Source organism: Mycolicibacterium aichiense (assembly GCF_010726245.1).
GTDB classification, from domain to species: domain Bacteria; phylum Actinomycetota; class Actinomycetes; order Mycobacteriales; family Mycobacteriaceae; genus Mycobacterium; species Mycobacterium aichiense.
The window spans coordinates 4,476,249-4,492,500 of sequence record NZ_AP022561.1; the positions used below are offsets into that span (position 1 = coordinate 4,476,249).

The 16,252-nt window shown below is 67.6% G+C and carries 17 protein-coding genes; 4 read left to right on the top strand and 13 right to left on the bottom strand.

Annotated features, from left to right (window positions below):
- The first annotated feature begins 108 nt into the window (after positions 1–108).
- Both G6N32_RS21505 and tet(V) read left to right on the top strand, forming a co-directional pair.
- Positions 109–459 carry a type II toxin-antitoxin system HicB family antitoxin gene (locus G6N32_RS21505; RefSeq protein ID WP_115321778.1) on the top strand — a complete coding sequence of 117 codons (351 nt, stop codon included), beginning with the start codon at positions 109–111 and terminating at the stop codon, positions 457–459.
- A gap of 48 nt (positions 460–507) precedes the next feature.
- Entirely contained in the window at positions 508–1,794 is a 1,287-nt protein-coding gene (tet(V), locus tag G6N32_RS21510; RefSeq protein WP_115321779.1) for a tetracycline efflux MFS transporter Tet(V), read from the top strand.
- A 53-nt stretch (positions 1,795–1,847) separates the two neighbouring features.
- Here the strand turns inward: tet(V) and G6N32_RS21515 are convergent, their stop codons facing one another.
- From G6N32_RS21515 to G6N32_RS21525, 3 genes are all read right to left on the bottom strand, one after another.
- Positions 1,848–2,549, bottom strand: a complete 702-nt coding sequence (locus G6N32_RS21515) for a CPBP family intramembrane glutamic endopeptidase (RefSeq protein ID WP_115321780.1) — start codon at positions 2,547–2,549, stop codon at positions 1,848–1,850.
- Positions 2,546–3,679 (bottom strand): NAD(P)H-binding protein, encoded by a 1,134-nt coding sequence (locus G6N32_RS21520; RefSeq protein ID WP_115322062.1) that lies wholly within the window; start codon positions 3,677–3,679, stop codon positions 2,546–2,548. The genes G6N32_RS21515 and G6N32_RS21520 overlap by 4 nt, the downstream gene beginning before the upstream one ends.
- 78 nt (positions 3,680–3,757) lie before the next feature.
- Positions 3,758–4,279 carry a gamma carbonic anhydrase family protein gene (locus G6N32_RS21525; RefSeq protein ID WP_115321781.1) on the bottom strand — a complete coding sequence of 174 codons (522 nt, stop codon included), beginning with the start codon at positions 4,277–4,279 and terminating at the stop codon, positions 3,758–3,760.
- Positions 4,280–4,453: 174 nt separating this feature from the next.
- On the opposite strand from G6N32_RS21525, the gene G6N32_RS21530 reads away from it, so the two are divergent.
- The gene (locus G6N32_RS21530; protein WP_115321782.1) at positions 4,454–5,218 is read left to right on the top strand and encodes a fasciclin domain-containing protein; all 765 of its coding nucleotides are present in this window, start codon (positions 4,454–4,456) and stop codon (positions 5,216–5,218) included.
- Positions 5,219–5,223: 5 nt separating this feature from the next.
- On the opposite strand, the gene G6N32_RS21535 is transcribed toward G6N32_RS21530, so the two are convergent.
- The 6 genes from G6N32_RS21535 to G6N32_RS21560 all read right to left on the bottom strand — a co-directional run bounded on the left by G6N32_RS21535 (position 5,224) and on the right by G6N32_RS21560 (position 12,732).
- On the bottom strand, positions 5,224–6,021 hold the full coding sequence (locus tag G6N32_RS21535; protein WP_115321783.1) for a crotonase/enoyl-CoA hydratase family protein: 798 nt from the start codon (positions 6,019–6,021) through the stop codon (positions 5,224–5,226).
- Positions 6,021–7,166: a thiolase family protein gene (locus tag G6N32_RS21540; RefSeq protein ID WP_115321784.1), complete on the bottom strand. Its 1,146-nt coding sequence runs from the start codon at positions 7,164–7,166 to the stop codon at positions 6,021–6,023. The genes G6N32_RS21535 and G6N32_RS21540 overlap by 1 nt, the downstream gene beginning before the upstream one ends.
- Positions 7,167–7,251: 85 nt before the next feature.
- A complete protein-coding gene (locus tag G6N32_RS21545) occupies positions 7,252–8,979 on the bottom strand; it encodes a DUF3556 domain-containing protein (protein ID WP_115321785.1) in 1,728 nt (575 codons plus the stop codon).
- A 66-nt stretch (positions 8,980–9,045) separates the two neighbouring features.
- Positions 9,046–9,561 carry a DoxX family protein gene (locus tag G6N32_RS21550; RefSeq protein WP_115321786.1) on the bottom strand — a complete coding sequence of 172 codons (516 nt, stop codon included), beginning with the start codon at positions 9,559–9,561 and terminating at the stop codon, positions 9,046–9,048.
- A gap of 42 nt (positions 9,562–9,603) precedes the next feature.
- Entirely contained in the window at positions 9,604–11,400 is a 1,797-nt protein-coding gene (locus tag G6N32_RS21555; protein ID WP_115321787.1) for a hypothetical protein, read from the bottom strand.
- 75 nt (positions 11,401–11,475) lie between these two features.
- Complete coding sequence (locus G6N32_RS21560) at positions 11,476–12,732, bottom strand: WS/DGAT domain-containing protein (RefSeq protein ID WP_232077235.1); 1,257 nt, start codon at positions 12,730–12,732, stop codon at positions 11,476–11,478.
- A gap of 26 nt (positions 12,733–12,758) precedes the next feature.
- Between G6N32_RS21560 and G6N32_RS21565 the strand changes: the two genes are divergently transcribed.
- On the top strand, positions 12,759–13,562 hold the full coding sequence (locus G6N32_RS21565) for an SDR family NAD(P)-dependent oxidoreductase (protein WP_410432305.1): 804 nt from the start codon (positions 12,759–12,761) through the stop codon (positions 13,560–13,562).
- Here the strand turns inward: G6N32_RS21565 and G6N32_RS21570 are convergent.
- The 4 genes from G6N32_RS21570 to G6N32_RS21585 form a co-directional block, all read right to left on the bottom strand.
- Positions 13,549–14,463, bottom strand: coding sequence for an alpha/beta fold hydrolase (locus G6N32_RS21570; RefSeq protein WP_115321788.1), 915 nt, complete (start codon positions 14,461–14,463; stop codon positions 13,549–13,551). The genes G6N32_RS21565 and G6N32_RS21570 overlap by 14 nt on opposite strands.
- A gap of 14 nt (positions 14,464–14,477) precedes the next feature.
- Positions 14,478–15,092 carry a hypothetical protein gene (locus G6N32_RS21575; RefSeq protein ID WP_115321789.1) on the bottom strand — a complete coding sequence of 205 codons (615 nt, stop codon included), beginning with the start codon at positions 15,090–15,092 and terminating at the stop codon, positions 14,478–14,480.
- The gene (locus tag G6N32_RS21580) at positions 15,089–15,670 is read right to left on the bottom strand and encodes an Rv1363c family protein (protein WP_115321790.1); all 582 of its coding nucleotides are present in this window, start codon (positions 15,668–15,670) and stop codon (positions 15,089–15,091) included. The genes G6N32_RS21575 and G6N32_RS21580 overlap by 4 nt, the downstream gene beginning before the upstream one ends.
- Before the next feature lie 80 nt (positions 15,671–15,750).
- Entirely contained in the window at positions 15,751–16,224 is a 474-nt protein-coding gene (locus G6N32_RS21585) for a VOC family protein (RefSeq protein ID WP_115321791.1), read from the bottom strand.
- Between the last annotated feature and the right edge of the window lie 28 nt (positions 16,225–16,252).

Consider the following 16,252-nt stretch of genomic DNA (forward strand, 5'->3'; position numbering starts at 1 on the left):
ACGCGATATCGCCGGTGATATCACGTTCTGGAAAAGCCAGTCACCCCCTCGGCCCCCTGACGCACACGGCCACCCGGAAATGTCGGACCACCTGGCCATCATGGGGCGATGCCGAACTACACGTACCGCGCTGAATGGTCTGATGACTACTGCCAGTACCTCGGACTCTGCCTGGAGTTCAACGGCCGGTACGCGACGGCACTCACGCCCCATGAAGCGATCGAGCGTGTCGAGAAGTTGATCGCCCGGGAACTCGACGAACTGGCTGAGATCGGCATGGACCCATCGGAGTCCTTGACCGACCACCGTTACAGCGGCAAGTTCGCAGTACGCACCTCGCCCGCGCTGCACGAACGACTGGTGGTCGAGGCCGCCGAGCAGGGAATCTCGTTGAACCAGTGGGTGAGTTATAAACTCGCCGGCCGCCCCGCGCCATCGCTCGACGACCTGTTCGGCTGACCGAAAATCGTTGGACGTGACGCAGACCGGTCAGCGACCATCGAAGGCATGAGTACGCACTACGACATCGAGCCGGTGAAACCCACCGGCCGCTGGCGTGTGCTCGCCCCCTTCCGGTACCGCGAATTCCGGCTGCTCATCTCGGCGATGTCGATCTCGCTGTTCGCCGAAGGTATGTGGACTGTCGTGATGGCGCTGCAGGTCATCGCCCTCGCCGACGACCCTGCCGCGCTGTCTCTGGTCGCGGCCTGCCTTGCCGTCGGCATGCTGGCCTTCATCCTCGTCGGCGGCATCGTCGCCGACCGGGTATCGCAGCGCGCCATCATCATCGCCGTCGAGGTCACCAACCTCGCCGCCACCGGCGCCGTCGCCATCCTCGGCATGCTCGGCGAGCTGCAACTGTGGCACATGGCAACTGCGGCAGCGGTTCTCGGCATCGGTGCCGCGTTCTTTTTCCCGGCCTACAGCGCCTACCTACCGCGCATCCTGCCTGCCGAGCAGCTGCTGGCGGCCAACGGTGTCGAAGGCGCGATCCGGCCCACCCTGCAGCAGGCCGTCGGCCCGGCGGTGGCCGGCGTGCTGATCGGGATCACCTTCCCCGCTCTCGGCTCGGTCACGGTGGCCGTGCTCTTCGCAATCGCGCTGACGCTGCTGGTGTCCATGCGCCCGGGTCACGGCTCACACATCGTGATGACCGTCGAGCGCGAAAAGCCGCATGCGCTCACCGATCTCAGGGAGGGCCTTCGGTTCGTCCTGCACACCCGATGGTTGCGCTGGACGCTGCTGTTCGCCTGCACCTGGGTGTTCTTGGCGATGGGCCCGATCGAAGTACTGCTTCCGTTCATCGCCCACAACCGGTTCGCCCACGGCGAGCAGGTATACGGCCTGATGCTCGCCTCGTTCGGACTAGGCAGTGCGCTGGGCGCGCTGGCGGTGTCCTCGCGGCGGCTGCCGCGGCGCTACCTCACGGTGATGATGACGATGTGGGGCGCGGGCTCCCTTCCGCTGGTGCTCGTCGGTGCGACGTCGTCGTTGCCGGTGATGGTGATCGCGCTGTTCGTCGTAGGCCTCACCGACGGCGCGGGCATGGTCATCTGGGGCACGCTGCTGCAGCGCCGGGTGCCGCCGGAGATGCTGGGCCGGGTGTCGAGTCTGGACTTCTTCGTCTCGCTCGCGTTCATGCCGGTATCGATGGCGGTCGCGGGACCGCTGTCGAAAGTGGTTCCGGTGGAACTCATTTTTGCGGTGACCGGTATCGCGCCGGTGCTACTGGCCGCGGTCGCGCTCGTCGCGGCGCGGATGCCGCGCGACGAGATCGCCCACCCGCTGCGTTAGGCCGGTCGACGATGCGGGGAGGGACGACCCGATGAGGAGCCGGCCAATCCCGCCTAGTGCCAGATGCCGAACATCGGCGGCAGTGCCAGCACCATGATCAGACCCCACACCACGTGGGTCAGCACGGGTGCCAGCACTCCGCCGGTGGCTCGGCGTTCCAGGGCGCACACCGTGCCGAGGATGATCGCGGCGAAGCCGAGCATCCAGTTGCCGCTGGCACACGTGGCGATGGTGTAGAGCACCGTCGAGATCACCACCGGATGGAATCCACCCAGTGCGGTGTACAGCGCGCCGCGGAAGAACATCTCCTCGGCCAAGCCGTTCACCAGGGTGATGACCACGATCAGCAGCAGGCTGCCGTGATTGGCGTACTCCAGAACGCGGGTGATGGCTGCGGCCACCGGCGGGATCTCACGGGTCACCAGACCGCCGAGCACAAAGACTCCACCCAGCAGCAATCCGATCGCGAGCCCGGTGATGACCGGACGCTGATTTCGCCCGCGCCAGCGGATGCACCCCAGGTGCACCGGGCCGGACGCCCGCGCGCCGAACGCCCACGTCGCCGCCAGCGCCATCGTCAGCCAGTAGAACGCCGCGTCACCGGGCCTGCGGGTCAGCGACAAGCCGAGAAGTGCCGCACCCAGGACCAGCACCACACACACCGCGATGCGCCGCCGGCGGATCGCCGACGGCCACTCCTGGTGCGGTACAGCAACATTGGATGCCACCGACCGAAGCTCAGCCAGCATCGTCATAACAAACGGACTTTCGCCAGCAACAGGTCCAGGCCGGTCCGCAGCACTCCGGCCAGTGGGCCGGGCACCGAGTTCAGCAGCCGCAACGCGGGCCGCGCCACCCCGGGAGTCACCGTGGCGGCCATCCGTCGCAGTCGCAGCGCATCGCCGCCGGCCCACATCGGATCACTGTCGGCGAGATGATGCGGGTCGGCCAGTCGGTCGACCGGGCATGGCGGCGGGCTGGCCACCGCTGCGGCGACGGCGTCTTCGATGGTGGTGAGTCCACCGGGCGGGTCCGCGACATGGTCACGTAGGACAGTGTCGGAGGCCGTCATCGGATGGTCCAGCGATTCGATGAGATCGGCGGCCAACCCGCTGGGCACCGGTACCGCGGCGCCGGCCACCCGGCCGACCACCGCCTGCGGCACGATATCGCCTACCGGCAGCCCGGCCCGCAGTTCACCCGCTGCGTCGATGTAGGTCTGCAACAGTTCGCCGTACGTCACCACGTCGGGCCCGACGATGTCGTACGACCCGGCAGGAACCACCGCCGGATCGGCCGCGGCAAGCAGGTAGTAGAGCACGTCGCTGATCGATATCGGCTCGATGTCGTGGTCGGCCCACGGCGGCAACGGAATCACCCAGAACCGGTCGCCGACGTAGCGGACCATCTCGAACGACGTCGAGCCCGCGCCGATGATCACCGCCGCGCCGAGCCAGACCAGTTCGGCGCCGCCCTCGACGGCAAGGGCCGCGGCGACCTCGGCGCGGCCGGCCAAATGCTCGGACAGCGTGTCGTCCGCGGGCACGAAGCCGCCGAGGTACACGATGCGCCCCACGCCGGCAGCAGCCGCGGCCTTGCCCACGTTCGCCGCGCCTGCATTGTCGCGCTCACGGAAGCCGGGCTGGCCGATGGCGTGCACCAAGTAGTAAAGGACGTCGATATGCCCGGAGACGGCGAGCGCCGTCTCGACGGAGGTCGGATCGTCGGCGTCGAAGACGACCGCCGTCACCCGGTCACACCACCCGAACCGGCCCAGTTTCTCCGGGTTGCGGGTCGCGGCGACGACCTCGTGACCGTCGTCGAGGAGCCGGGCCACCAGCCGGGAACCGACGTATCCGGTGGCACCGGTGACCAAGATCCGCATCGACTTCACGCTAGGACATATCGGCAGTCTTGCCCTGCCGCAAACCTGACCATTGTGTGAGATCGATCCCGCCGGCGGTTAGGCGGAGTCGTGGTGCAGGTCGATGAGGTGTTCGTAGACCGCGGCGTTCATCCGATTGCCGTCCAGTTCGGCGTCGGACAGCTCGCGGCGGACTTTGGCGGGAACACCGGCCACCAGGGATCGCGGCGGCACCATCATGCCCTGCGGCACCACCGCGCCGGCGGCGACGATCGATCCCGCGCCGATCACGGCACCGTTGAGCACTATCGACCCCATCCCGACCAGCGAACCGTCCTCGACCGTGCAGCCGTGCAGCACGGCGTTGTGCCCGACCGTCACGCCCGCACCGATCTTCACCGGGAAGCCCGGGTCGACGTGCACGGTGGAGCCGTCCTGGATGTTGCTGCCCTCGCCGACGTCGATCCATTCGGCCTCGGCGCGCAACGTCGCCGAATACCAGACGCTGGCCCGCGCGGCGAGCCGCACCTGGCCGATCACCGCCGCGTTGGGTGCGACCCAGGATTCGGCGTGCAGTTCGGGGCTGTGCCCGCCGACGGACATGATCAATGGTTCGGCCATGGCCGACATCGTAGGCAGACGTGGTCAGGAGCCCTGCGCCGGGCAGCGCTCTGAACTGCAGCTTCACCAGCCGTTTTGAGACTGAAGCTTTGCTGCCAGTACGATTCCCCGGGGCGCAGCGGTAACGGGGACCCGCATTTCGCCGACTCCACTAGAGACTCAAAAGGAGCCGAAGTGAGCATTCGTACCAAGTCCCTTGGCGTCGCCGCAGGGTTGGCCGCCATCGCCATCGCGATCCCCACGGCCGTCCAGGCCTACGCCGATCCGACGACAGACACCACCACCCCGGCGGCACCGACCACCACGCAGATCCCGGTCCCCAGCATGAGCCAACTGCCCGACCCGCAGGGCTCGGGCTGCGACGCGTACAAGAACCGCATTCCCAGCGGCTCCGGCTCCTTCACGAACATGGGCAACCAGAACGCGACCGCGGCGATCGCCGCCAACCCGGATCTGAGCACCTTCAGCGCGGCCATCTCCGGCGGATTCAACCCGGCGGTCAACATCGTCAGTGTCATCGACGGTGGCCCCTACGTGGTGTTCGCGCCGACCAACGACGCCTTCGCCAAGCTCGACGAGGCCACCCTCGCGCAGCTCAAGAGTGACCCGGCCGCGCTGACGTCCACCCTGTACTACCACCTGGTGCTCGGCTACCTGGGTCCCGACGATCTGCACGGCAAGATGCCCACGCAGCAGGGCAGCCCGATCAACGTGACCGGCAAGGGCGGCGACATCAAGGTCAACGACACCGCGAAGTTGGTGTGCGGCTACACGGCTCGGGGCGCGTACATCTACATGATCGACACCGTGCTCAGCCCGGCCGATGCCCCGGAGCCGAACACCTCGACCAGCACCACGAGCACGACGCCGACCACGACGTCTTCGCCTGCCGAGTCGACGTCGGCCACTCCGACGACGACCAAGCCCGCGACGGCCTAACTAGGTCAGCGCGCCTTCCAGACCGGTGGGCGCTTCTCGGCGAAGGCCAGCGGCCCTTCCTTGGCGTCCTCGGACTTCATCAGCGGGCCGATCTCGCGCATGGTGCGAGTCCAGCCTGCCTCGTCCGCGGTGATCACGCCGTCGTCGACACCGACCGCGACGCGCTTGCTGGCCTGAACCGCCAGCGGCGCGTTGACGGTGATGCGTTGCGCCAGAGCCAAAGCCGCGTCGACGACGGTGCCATCGGGCACGACGTCGTTGATCAGGCCCCACTTGAGTGCCTCGGCCGAGGTGATCGGTTCGCCGGTGAACAGCAGCTGCATGGCCACCTTGCGCGGCAGTTGCTCGACGATCCGGAACACGCCACCTGCCGCGGCGACCAGGCCGCGCTTGACTTCCGGCAACCCGAACTTGGCGCTCTCCTCGGCGATCACCAGATCGCTGGCCAGTGCCAGCTCGGTCCCGCCGCCCAGGGCGGTGCCGTTGACCGCGGCGATCGTCGGCTTGTCGATGAAGTGGCGGACGTACCCGGCGAAACCCCACTCCGGGTGTTCCGGGTGAAAGAGGTTCTCCCGCTTGTAGATTGCCTTCAGATCGGCCCCAGCGCAGAACGATTTGTCGCCGGAACCGGTGATCACCACCGCCCAGACGTCAGCGTCGTCCTGGGCCTGCTGGAGCAGATCGCCGACGGCGGTGCTGACCGCGCCGTTGACCGCGTTGCGCGCCTCCGGCCGGTTGATGGTGATGAGCAGGACGTTGCCCCGCCGCTCTCCGAGAGCGGCGGGGGCGTGCACGTCGGTCACTACAGCAGCTCGAGGATGGTGGCGTTGGCCTGGCCGCCGCCTTCGCACATGGTCTGCAGACCGTAGCGAATTCCGTTGTCGCGCATGTGGTAGAGCAGCGTGGTCATCAGACGGGCACCGGAGCCACCGAGCGGGTGGCCCAGGGCGATCGCGCCGCCGTTGGGGTTGAGCTTCTTCTCGTCGGCGCCGATCTCCTTGAGCCAGGCCATCGGAACCGGCGCGAACGCCTCGTTGACCTCGAAGGCGCCGATGTCGTCCACGCTCAGGCCCGACTTGGCGAGTGCCTTCTGGGTGGCCGGGATCGGGCCGCTCAGCATCATCACCGGATCCGAGCCGGCCAGCGTCGCGGTGTGGACACGGGCGATCGGCTTGAGGCCCAACGACTTTGCCTTCTCCGCAGACATGAACAGCAGCGCTGCCGAGCCGTCGGAGATCTGCGAGGAGTTGCCCGCGTGGATCACGCCGTCCTCGGAGAACGCCGGCTTGAGCTGGCCCATCTTCTCCAGGGTGGTGCCGCGGCGGATGCCCTCATCCTTGAGCACCATGTTGCCGTCGGCATCCTTGATGCCCACGATCTGGTCCTCGAAGGCGCCGGAGTCCTGTGCGGCAGCAGCCTTTTCGTGCGAGTCCAGGGAGAACTGGTCGAGGTCGGTGCGGCTCAGGCCCCACTTGGTGGCCATCATCTCCGCGCCGATGCCCTGGTTGGGGGTGCGGTCGTAGCGACCCTTGAATCCGGCCGAGTAGGGGTTGCCGCCGTTGGCCAGCGAGGCACCCATCGGGGTGCGCGACATCGACTCGACACCACCTGCGACGACGACGTCGTAGTGGCCGGCCACCACACCGGCGGCGGCGAAGTGCACCGACTGCTGGCTGGAGCCGCACTGGCGGTCGACGGTGACGCCGGGAACCGATTCGGGCCAGCCTGCGGTCAGCACCGCGGTACGCGCGATGTCGAGGGCCTGCTCACCGGCCTGCATGACACAGCCCCAGATGACGTCGTCGACGATCTCGGGGTCGATACCGGCGCGCTGCGCCAGACCGTTGAGCACCTGGGCCGACAGCTCGGCGGGGTGCACACCGGACAGACCACCGTTGCGCTTCCCGACTGGTGAACGTACAGCTTCGACAATTACCGCTTCAGCCATCGGCTTTCTCCTTTACGACGGGGTGATCTCTGGATCAAAACACACGCCGTTTGACGACCGTCAAGCGGGTCAACCAACCGTTCGGTCAGTCGCGTCCCGACGTGACGTGCACCGGCAGTGTGTCGTCCCACGGCTGACGGTTCACCATGTCGGCGACGTTGACGTATCCGGTCTCGAACTCCCCGGTGGCGGCGTCCACGAGCCGGTACTCCTGCCGCTGCCGGTGCAGTGGCTGGCCGTCGAGCAGCACCACGCGCACCTCCCCGGGCTCGAAGTGACAGCGTTTCTGCATCGCCGCGATCAGCTGTTCGTTGTGCATGTGCCCGTCGCCGAAGTTCCAGCCGATCGCCATGCTGCAGATGCGTTCGCCGTCGGTGATCGAGTAGTCCTCTTCATTGCCCCCCGCCATCGCGCGGTGAGCGAGGGTGAACAACGCCTTGCCGTGGGTGTTGAACGCGCGGAACGCGTACCCCATGAACAGCGGGATCTGCGCGGCTTCCTTACTCCCGTAGAACTTTTCGAGCTGCGCGGCCGGCATGTTGGCAATCGTCACCAGGTTCTGCTCGATCTTCGCCTCGGCCGAGGGCTTCACGCACCACAGTGTGGTATCCCAGTTGCCTGCGTAGTAGCGCATGCCGGGCAGGAAGGACACCTTGCGCGGCACCGTATTTCCGAGGAAGACCGTGGTGGCCAGCGCCAGGAACAGCAGGATCGGCCACGGCGAGGTGATGTCGGTGATACCGATCTGGGCGTGCGCGACGAACAGCGACAGCACCGAGAACATCATGAAGACGTTCCACTCCAGCGGCACGCCCATGGGAATGGCCGACAGGATGCCGAAATGGAAGCACAGCATCACGATCGCGGCGATGGTGGTCGGCCAGCCGCCGTGGGAGAAGAACAGCACCAACGGGATGCCCATCTCGATGGCGGTGCTGATGTGGGCCAGCGTGTGCGACATCGGGCCGGGCCGAAGGTCTTCGGGGAACTTCTTGAAGAACATCCGCTTGAGGAACCGTGGCCGGACCACCGGGCTGTTGGACATCATCGTGGAGATGACGAACGGGAAGTGCCGGGTCAGCTTGGACGTCGCGGCACCGATCCAGATCGCCATACACACCAGCTTGGCGGCGATGATGATGTCGACACCGCTGAACAGGAAGGCCACCGCGAACGCGCCGTAGACCTCGCCGCGGGCGGCCAGGAAGATCACCTTGTCGCGCAGACCGGCCAGCGCCAGCAGCGCCACGACGGTCGCGATCTGCCAGGTCGGCAGCAGGCCCACCTCTGTGCCGAGCTCCGGGATGGGCCCGGTGCCGTCGGAGAACAGCGCAACAACGAGCATCACGATCAATGCCCCGTAGAGCACGATGTCGACGGGACCGCGGTTGTCGCCCTTGGTGAACGGCACCACCTTCGGCCACGGTGGCAGCCGGATCGTGTTGGGGCGCAACCAATAGATGATCGATCCCATCGGCGGCCAGAACCGGTTGTTCAGCGGGCCGAAGCCGCAACCGAGCCCGACGACCTCGAAGAGCATCGTGTAGAGCACGGCCTTCTCGTAGACGATCGGCTCCGACCACCACGACCCGATGTCGGTGAGTCCGCCGATGCCCGCGGTGGCCAAACCGAACAGCGCCCCGACGAAGACGTAGAGCAGGATCTTGATGACGTAGAACAGGTGCAGGGCGACCGGCGTTCCGAAGCCCACCTCGGCCCAGTGCCGTGCCATCGGTTTGATCTTCTCCGCGCGCGTGCCCTTGCTCCACGTCTCGAAGTCGATGACGGGCACTTCCTGCTTCAGAAATCCCATGGCAAAAAGACTAGAACGTGTTCTAGTCGGACGGGTGCGAATTCCCGCGCCGCGGGACTGCGCCGGTCAGGACTTGGCGGGCGGGCGGTAGAAGATGGCCAGCTGACCGATACCGCCGGCCAGGCCGAGCACCAGCGCGATCAGCAGGCCGCACCACCCGTGCAGCCACGGGTAGACGCTGGTGCCCTTGAACAACAGGTAGTCCAGGCTGTACTTGCCCGCGCCGGTCGCGGCGATCGCGACGGCTGCCGCCGCCAGCACCAGGTTGTACTCCCAGCCCTCCTTGACGATGAAGAAGCCGTTGTGCCGGTGCACCGTCCAGGCCGCGACGAGCATGAGTGCGACGAAGCCCGCGGCCGGGATCGGCGTCAGCAAGCCCAGCGCCAGCCCGATCCCCGCCGCCATCTCGGTACTGGCCGCCACCCGCGCATGAAAGGTGCCGGGCTTCATGCCGATGCTCTCGAACCAGCCTGCGGTCCCCTTGATCCGGCCGCCACCGAAGAACTTGTTGTAACCGTGGGCGGCCATGGTCACGCCGAGCACCACACGCAGGATCAGCAGTCCGACACTGTAGGCAGTCATGGAGGTAAACCTAGAGCATCGCGCCGCGTGCTGGGCAGGCGCTCAGCCCACGTAGCCGATCACCGGCATGGTGTAGCTCAGTGCGCCGTTCTCCATCCAGTGCATCAGCGGCTGGTAGTCGCTGTTCGGTGGCTGGGGCATGTAGCCGCGGCTGGTGGCTCCCGCAACCGGCTCGTTGAACTGGCGCATCCGAATCACGTTGGCCCACAGGTAATCCTGAATCTGGGCCATGCTCGTGAGATCCTTCTCCTTCTTGAAGATCTTCAGGATCTTGTCTTTGTCGTCGCCACTGTCGATCAGACCTTCGACCAAGTCGTCGAAGTCGTCCTTGCTGATCGTGTAAAGGTTGTCGCCGGTGACGGTCTGCGCACTCAGGTACCCCTGTTCGGCCACGATGGCGACCTGCGTCTCCTTGAGCGCTTCCTGGGCGTTGGGCACGTAGCCCAGGTCGATCGAGCTCAGCTGGGAGTACGGGTTGATGACATAGAGGCCACCCCAGCGGTGGTGACCGTCGACGATGTAGAGCCCGTCGTCGGCGGTCAGGATCACGCTTTTGGCGAGCACGGTGCCGCCGGCCAGGTAGTCCTCGAGCAGGTCTGGGTCCTGCAGCGGATCCTCCAGCGCCTTGGTCGCATCGATCTCGTTCTGCGTCGGCAACAGACTGCTCACGGCTGCGGTGATCGGGGTGACCGCGATGGCCTGGTTGGGGATGCCTCGGGTCAGTCCACCGGTGGTGATCAAGGCCAAAAGCGGTGTGTTGCAGGTACTTGGGCACTGCTCGCCGGTGACGGGATCGGTCTTGAGGTAGGTGTTGAACAGGTTGACGAAGCCGTCCGGGTCCTCGTTGTACCGTGCCATCAGGATCTGCTGCAGCTGGTCGACGGCAACCATGTCGGGCAGCGGTACCCCGTCCGTCGTCATCCGTCCGGTGTTCTCGGCGCTGTTGAGGACCTTCGTCGCGGTGCCGGCCAGGCCGCCGTTGCGAATCCAGCTACCGAGGTAGGAGGCGACTTCGGCGTCGGTGGCCGCCCGGCCGAGGACGACCTGGAAGATCTCCTGGATCTTCACGGCGCGAAACGCGTTGGCCTTGATGAACTGGACGGCCACCACCTGCGTCGGCCGGCCGGACCGTAACTCCTGGACGTAAATGGCCGCTTGGCCGGCATCGGCCGGCTCGCCCAGCAGGCTCCGGTAGAGCAGCTGGACATAGGTGTCGGCGGTGCCGCCGCTCACCCGGTAGAACTCCCGGGTGCTGGCCACCTGGGCGACCACCAGCGGCTCGGGAACACCCATCCGCAGCTCCATGGTGCCCGCCGCCAATTCTCCTGCGGTGGGCGCTCTTCCGAGTAGTTCGAGGTAATAGCTGTTGACCTGTTGCTGACGAAAGGCCGTCGACGTGTAGAGGCGGTTCACCACGGCGGCTTGCCCCCTCGCGTCGAACACGGCGGTGTAGCGCGTCAACTGCTCGGCGGTGGGGTCGGCGCGCAGAATCTCGCGGAAGAGGCCGGTGACGATCTCGGTGGATGTGCTTGGATCGTCGTTTCCGGTGGGATTCCCGACGCCGGTGACCGGGCCGGGGAAGCCGGGAAAGCGTGGGCGTCGTCGGTCAGCAGTCGGCCGCGCCGAGGCCTGTACCTTGCGTGGACCCACCGTGGGACGACGCTCGCCGACAACCGACGCTTTAACGGCGCCCGCTTGCCGCGCCGAGTGCGACGCCGGCGCTGCCGAACCGCCGCCGTTGTCGGCTGAGGCGATCGCCGGCGCCGCCAGCATCGCTGCCCCCACACCGGCCGCGACCGCACCCGCTTGAAGCCAACGCACCACAGCCACATCCGCCATGGGCCCAGAATTATCATCCGGGGCAATTAGGTGTAGCCGCCGTCGACCGGGCTTCACGCGGTCGACGGCAAATGTTCAGACCGCCAGCGCCGCTCGCAACCGGTCAAGGTAGTCGTCGACGTCGACGTTGTCCGGGTCGGCGTGCACGCTGAGCGCGATGGTGTCCCCGAGGCCGTGCACTCCGTGAGTCAGGCTCATCATCGGCGAGAGCCCCGACCACCCGGCGGCCAGCAGTACCGGGCGGCCGCCGAAGGACAGATCGGCGGGCCCGCGGTTCACGCTGGACACCACGGTGTTGCCGGTGACCGTCGCCGACCGCGCGTCCGGGTCGAATTGCCGCACCCCCCAGCGCAACAGCGCCGCCGGGACAGCAGCGGACGCGGCGGCCGAAGCCCGCAGCGCCGGGTGCTCGCCGCGCAGACGTTGGGCGGCCAGCTCGGCGGCGATCAGCTCCACGCGCCGGGCGCGGTCGACCTCCGGGTGCAATCGGATCCCGACGTTGCGAAAGTTGTTGTGCCCGCCCGAGCCCTGTTGTCCGGCCATCGTCACCTCGGCCGCCAGAGCGCAGGTGTCCTCGCCACGCGCAGCGAGGTATCCGCCGAGCGCCTCGGCGATCAGCACCAACGCCCCGATGGTGACGGTGGGTTTGGTCAGCTCGCCGCGGTCCAGCACCAGCGTCCGCAGCACCGGCGTCGCGCGGGGCCGCTGATTGATGCTGAGCAGCGGAGCACCCGGCGTGGCCGGCGGCACCCGCCCGGCCTCGGTGTCGCGTACCAGTTGGCGATACGCACGCGCAGCGGCCACCCCGCGCGCCGGCAGGAAACCTCGCCGCGCGGGCGCGGGCACCGGCACCGGCTGTTGCCGGCCGAGCAGCGCTCCGCCGAGCAGGGTCCCGCGGGTGCCGTCGGCGAACGCATGGCCGGTCTGCATGACGACCACCGATCCCGTTCCCCGGGCTCCCGGAACACTCTGGACTCGCGGGAAAATGTGTGCGCGCCAAGTCATTCGGTGAAGGTCTAGCGGGTCACCGCGGAACCGGGCGGCCGCGTCCAGGCAGCCCTGCCAGTCCACTCCCCCGGCGTCGTGCAGCACGAACTGGTCGGCGCTGACGTCACCGCGGCACCAGCGCGGGTATCGCCACCGGCTGTCGTCCGTCACCTGCATCCGCAGCTCGTCACACGCCTCGGCGCGCCGGCGCAGTTCGTCGACGGCGGCCTCCGGCGATGCGGGCGAACCGTCGAAGGCGTACAGCACCAGCTGATCGCTGGGAACGACGGCCGACATCCAGAACATCTGCGCGTCAACCGCGGTCATCGCTCTGCTGGCAGTCATGCCGGCCATTGTCCTAGGCTGACCGGGTGTTGCCGACTCCCGGTCCCGACCGCGCCGCGCTGATCACCGGAGCCTCCTCCGGCATCGGCGCCGAAATCGCCCGCGTGCTGTCCACGCGCGGTCACCACGTCGTACTGGTGGCCCGCCGCACCGAGCAGCTCACCGCACTCGCAGAAACGCTTCCTGGCCCGAGTTCGGTTGTCGGCGCTGATCTTTCGCAGCCCCACGAGCGGGCCGCGCTTCCCGGCAGGGTCGCCGAACTCGGGCTGGACGTCGACATCCTGGTCAACAACGCCGGGCTGTCCACAATGGGCCCGGTCGCCGCGGCCGATCCCGTCGCCGAACTGAACGTGGTGGAGGTCGACGTCGCGGCGGTCGTCGATCTGTGCACCCGCTTCGTGGCGGGCATGGTGAGCCGGCGTCGGGGGGCGGTGCTCAACGTCGCCTCGGTGGCCGGCTTCGGCCCGCTGCCCGGGCAGGCGGTCTACGGCGCGGCCAAGGCGTTCGTGCTCTCCTACAGCCGGGCGTTGGGCCAGGAACTCGCGGAAAGTGGCATCACGGTCACCGCGCTGTGCCCGGGTCCGGTACACACCGGATTCGGCGAGGCCGCAGGGTTTTCCACCGAGGATGCCGAGGCCGCACTACCCAAGCCGCTGTGGGTGTCACCCGAGGACGTCGCCACGGCGGCCGTCGACGGGCTGGCGGCGGGCAAAGCGGTCGTGGTGCCGGGCCGGTTGAACCGGGCGGCGACGGCGATCTATCACCTGACTCCGCGGCGACTGTTGCTGCCGCTGCTGGCCAGCCAGCATCCGGCGTTCAAGAAGAAGTAGCGCGCAGGAAGTCGACGATCTGCCCGCCCACCACCTCGGGCTGTTCGAGTTGAAGGAAGTGCCCGGCGTGCTCGACGATCGCCACTTCGCTGCCCGGCGGTAGCACACCCGCCACCCAGGGGGTGAATTCCGCTGTCATGCAACCGTCGTCGCTGCCGTGCAGGTACAGCGTGGGCAGCCGCGGCACCTCCAGCCACAGCCGGTTGAGCTCCGCGTAACGGCTCGGCGGGCGGGTGTTGCGGATGGTGGCTCGGTAGGTGCCCAGCGCGGCGCGCCAACGATCCGGGGTGCCGATGGCGGCGTCGACGTGGCGCAGATCCTCGGCGGCGTTGTAGCCGGGCGACCAGCGGCGCCACAGCAGCGGGACGATCCACGACGACGAACGCTCCGGGGCGAACGGCAGCTGGAAGTAGGTGATGTACCAGCTGCGCAGGAGTTGCGCCGGAAGCAGGCGCAGCAGCCGTCCCCGGTTGGCCGGCTTCCTGCCGCCCCCGGGCCGCAGCGCCGCCGACGGCGGCACCGACATCACGACGGCCTTGGTGAACGGGCTGTCCGGCATCGCGGCCAAACCGGTCGCGGCGATCGCGCCCCAGTCGTGGCCGATGACCACGTCGGCTCCGGTGGGATTGCACGCGGCAAGCACCCGCAGCGCGTCGTCCATCACGGCCCCGATGTGCTGGCTGCCGTCGGCGGGAAGCGACGAGGGCACGTAGCCGCGCATGAACGGCGCGACGACCCGGTAGCCGGCGGCCACCAGATGCGGCGCCAATTTCCGGAACCCGTAGGCAGTATCGGGAAAGCCGTGCAGGCACAATGCGATTGGACCGTCGTCCGGGCCCCAGCTCAGCGCGCGCAACTGCACCGCCGGCGCGGAGACGTCAATCCAGCGCGGCTCGTTCATCGCCCCCCTGTCCGCTAGATCGGATCGAATCCCGAGATGAGCCAGCGGTTGTTGACCTTCTCCATGGTCACCCGCACGCTGGAGGCGGTGTTGGTCGGCGCATCGGTGCCGACGACCACTGTCTGATCGACGAACAGCAGCACCACCGCGTGGTCGGGCTTGGCCGAAACCGATGCCGCCGCAGGCACGGCCGCCAGCGCGGAGATCTTCTTCTCTTTCGCACCCGGGATGACGACGGTGTTGATCAGCTGTGTGTAGGCGTCCAAGAAGCTTCCGGTCAGCCGGTCGCGCGCCGCGCCGAGGTCTTTCTCGACCGACTCGGGCTTGTAGCTCAAGAGCGCGACGGTGGAGTCCTTGGCCGCCTGCACCGATTCGGTGCGAGCGGTGTCTGCGTCCCGGCGCGACGAATCCTCGTAGCGCAGATAGCCCGCCGCCGCCGCGAGCAGCAGCGCCACGATCGGCAGCACGCCGAAGGCCACCGCCCCGGCGAGGCTGAACCGCTTCTTCGGCGCGGCCTCGGCAGCAGCCGCCACCTCGGCGGCGCCGTCGGTATCGGTGTCGGTGGATTCGGCCGCGGTGGCGTCTTCCTCGGTGACCTCAGGGTCTGGCTTGGCGTCCTCAGTCGTCACGGTACGAACTCCACTTTCGAGACCTTGGCTTCGTCGTCACCGGTCTTCTTGACCGTCAGACGCATCCGCCAGGAGCGCTTGGGCTGGTTGGGTGCACCCCGGTTGGAGGTGGTGACGGTGACGGCCACCAGCACCTGGCCTTCGTTCCCCGACACCGACTCCAGCCCCGCCTCGGTCACCTCACCCACCGATTTGGACTGGGCCTGCTTGACCACCTCGATGAACGGCTGAGACCGCTTCGCGAAATCGTCATAGAACGCATCGGTTGCCGAGTCGAGGATGCGCTGCACATCCTTGTCGGCCTCGGCGGCGTCGATGGTCGTCAGGTTGATAGCCCCCTGGCGGCCGACTGCGACCAGCAGGTCCTGCAGCTGGGCGGTCTGTCGGGACTCATAAGCCCGGTAGCCGAGCCATCCCGTCAGTGCGGCCAGGGCGACCACGACGGCCGTGCCCACGATCAGCGCCAGCTGGACGTGCGAGCGCGCCGGTTTCGGCGGTGCGGGCGGCGTCTCCCCGTCAACCCCGAGCTCGACGGCCGTGGTGGGCTCGTCGGCAGGCTCGGCAGGCTCGTCGGCCATGTTTCTCCCTCTGCGGCGTTACCGGGCTCCGATCACCCGCACTTGGGGCGAAAGGCTACCGGTAGGCGCTGTGAGGGCCGTCACGGGTTCGCGACAGCGGCCTCCAGATCGGCGATGACGATTTTGCGCATGCCGAGCATGGCCTTGGTCGCGGCGGCCGCTCTGGTCTGGTCGGGGTCGGAGAGCAGCTCGTAGAGCCGGGTGGGCACCACCTGCCAGCTCAGCCCGAACCGGTCCTTGAGCCAGCCGCACTGCGATTCCTGTCCACCGGCGACCAGCGCATCCCAGTAGTAGTCGACGTCAGCCTGGTCAGCGCATTCGATCAGGAAGGACACCGCTTCGGTGAACGAGAACACCGGGCCACCGTTGATGCCGACGAACCGGGTTCCGTCGAGGGTGAAGCCGGCCGACACGACCTGGCCGGCGGTGCCCGGCCCCGCGTCGGTGTAGCGATTGACGTAATCGATGGACGAGTTGGGGAAGACGCCGGTGTAGAACCGCATCGCCTCCTCGAGGTCGTCGTCGAACCACAGCGACGGGGTGATGGTGGGCACGGGTGGTCTCCTCTCGAGCGGTCGAAGG

Coding starts and splice junctions, on each gene's coding strand:
- G6N32_RS21505 (WP_115321778.1), top strand. CDS start 109: ATGCCGAACTACACGTACCGCGCTGAATGGTCTGATGACTACTGCCAG.
- G6N32_RS21515 (WP_115321780.1), bottom strand. CDS start 2,549: ATGACGATGCTGGCTGAGCTTCGGTCGGTGGCATCCAATGTTGCTGTA.
- G6N32_RS21520 (WP_115322062.1), bottom strand. CDS start 3,679: ATGCGGATCTTGGTCACCGGTGCCACCGGATACGTCGGTTCCCGGCTG.
- G6N32_RS21525 (WP_115321781.1), bottom strand. CDS start 4,279: ATGGCCGAACCATTGATCATGTCCGTCGGCGGGCACAGCCCCGAACTG.
- G6N32_RS21540 (WP_115321784.1), bottom strand. CDS start 7,166: ATGGCTGAAGCGGTAATTGTCGAAGCTGTACGTTCACCAGTCGGGAAG.
- G6N32_RS21545 (WP_115321785.1), bottom strand. CDS start 8,979: ATGGGATTTCTGAAGCAGGAAGTGCCCGTCATCGACTTCGAGACGTGG.
- G6N32_RS21550 (WP_115321786.1), bottom strand. CDS start 9,561: ATGACTGCCTACAGTGTCGGACTGCTGATCCTGCGTGTGGTGCTCGGC.
- G6N32_RS21555 (WP_115321787.1), bottom strand. CDS start 11,400: ATGGCGGATGTGGCTGTGGTGCGTTGGCTTCAAGCGGGTGCGGTCGCG.
- G6N32_RS21560 (WP_232077235.1), bottom strand. CDS start 12,732: ATGACTGCCAGCAGAGCGATGACCGCGGTTGACGCGCAGATGTTCTGG.
- G6N32_RS21570 (WP_115321788.1), bottom strand. CDS start 14,463: ATGAACGAGCCGCGCTGGATTGACGTCTCCGCGCCGGCGGTGCAGTTG.
- G6N32_RS21580 (WP_115321790.1), bottom strand. CDS start 15,670: ATGGCCGACGAGCCTGCCGAGCCTGCCGACGAGCCCACCACGGCCGTC.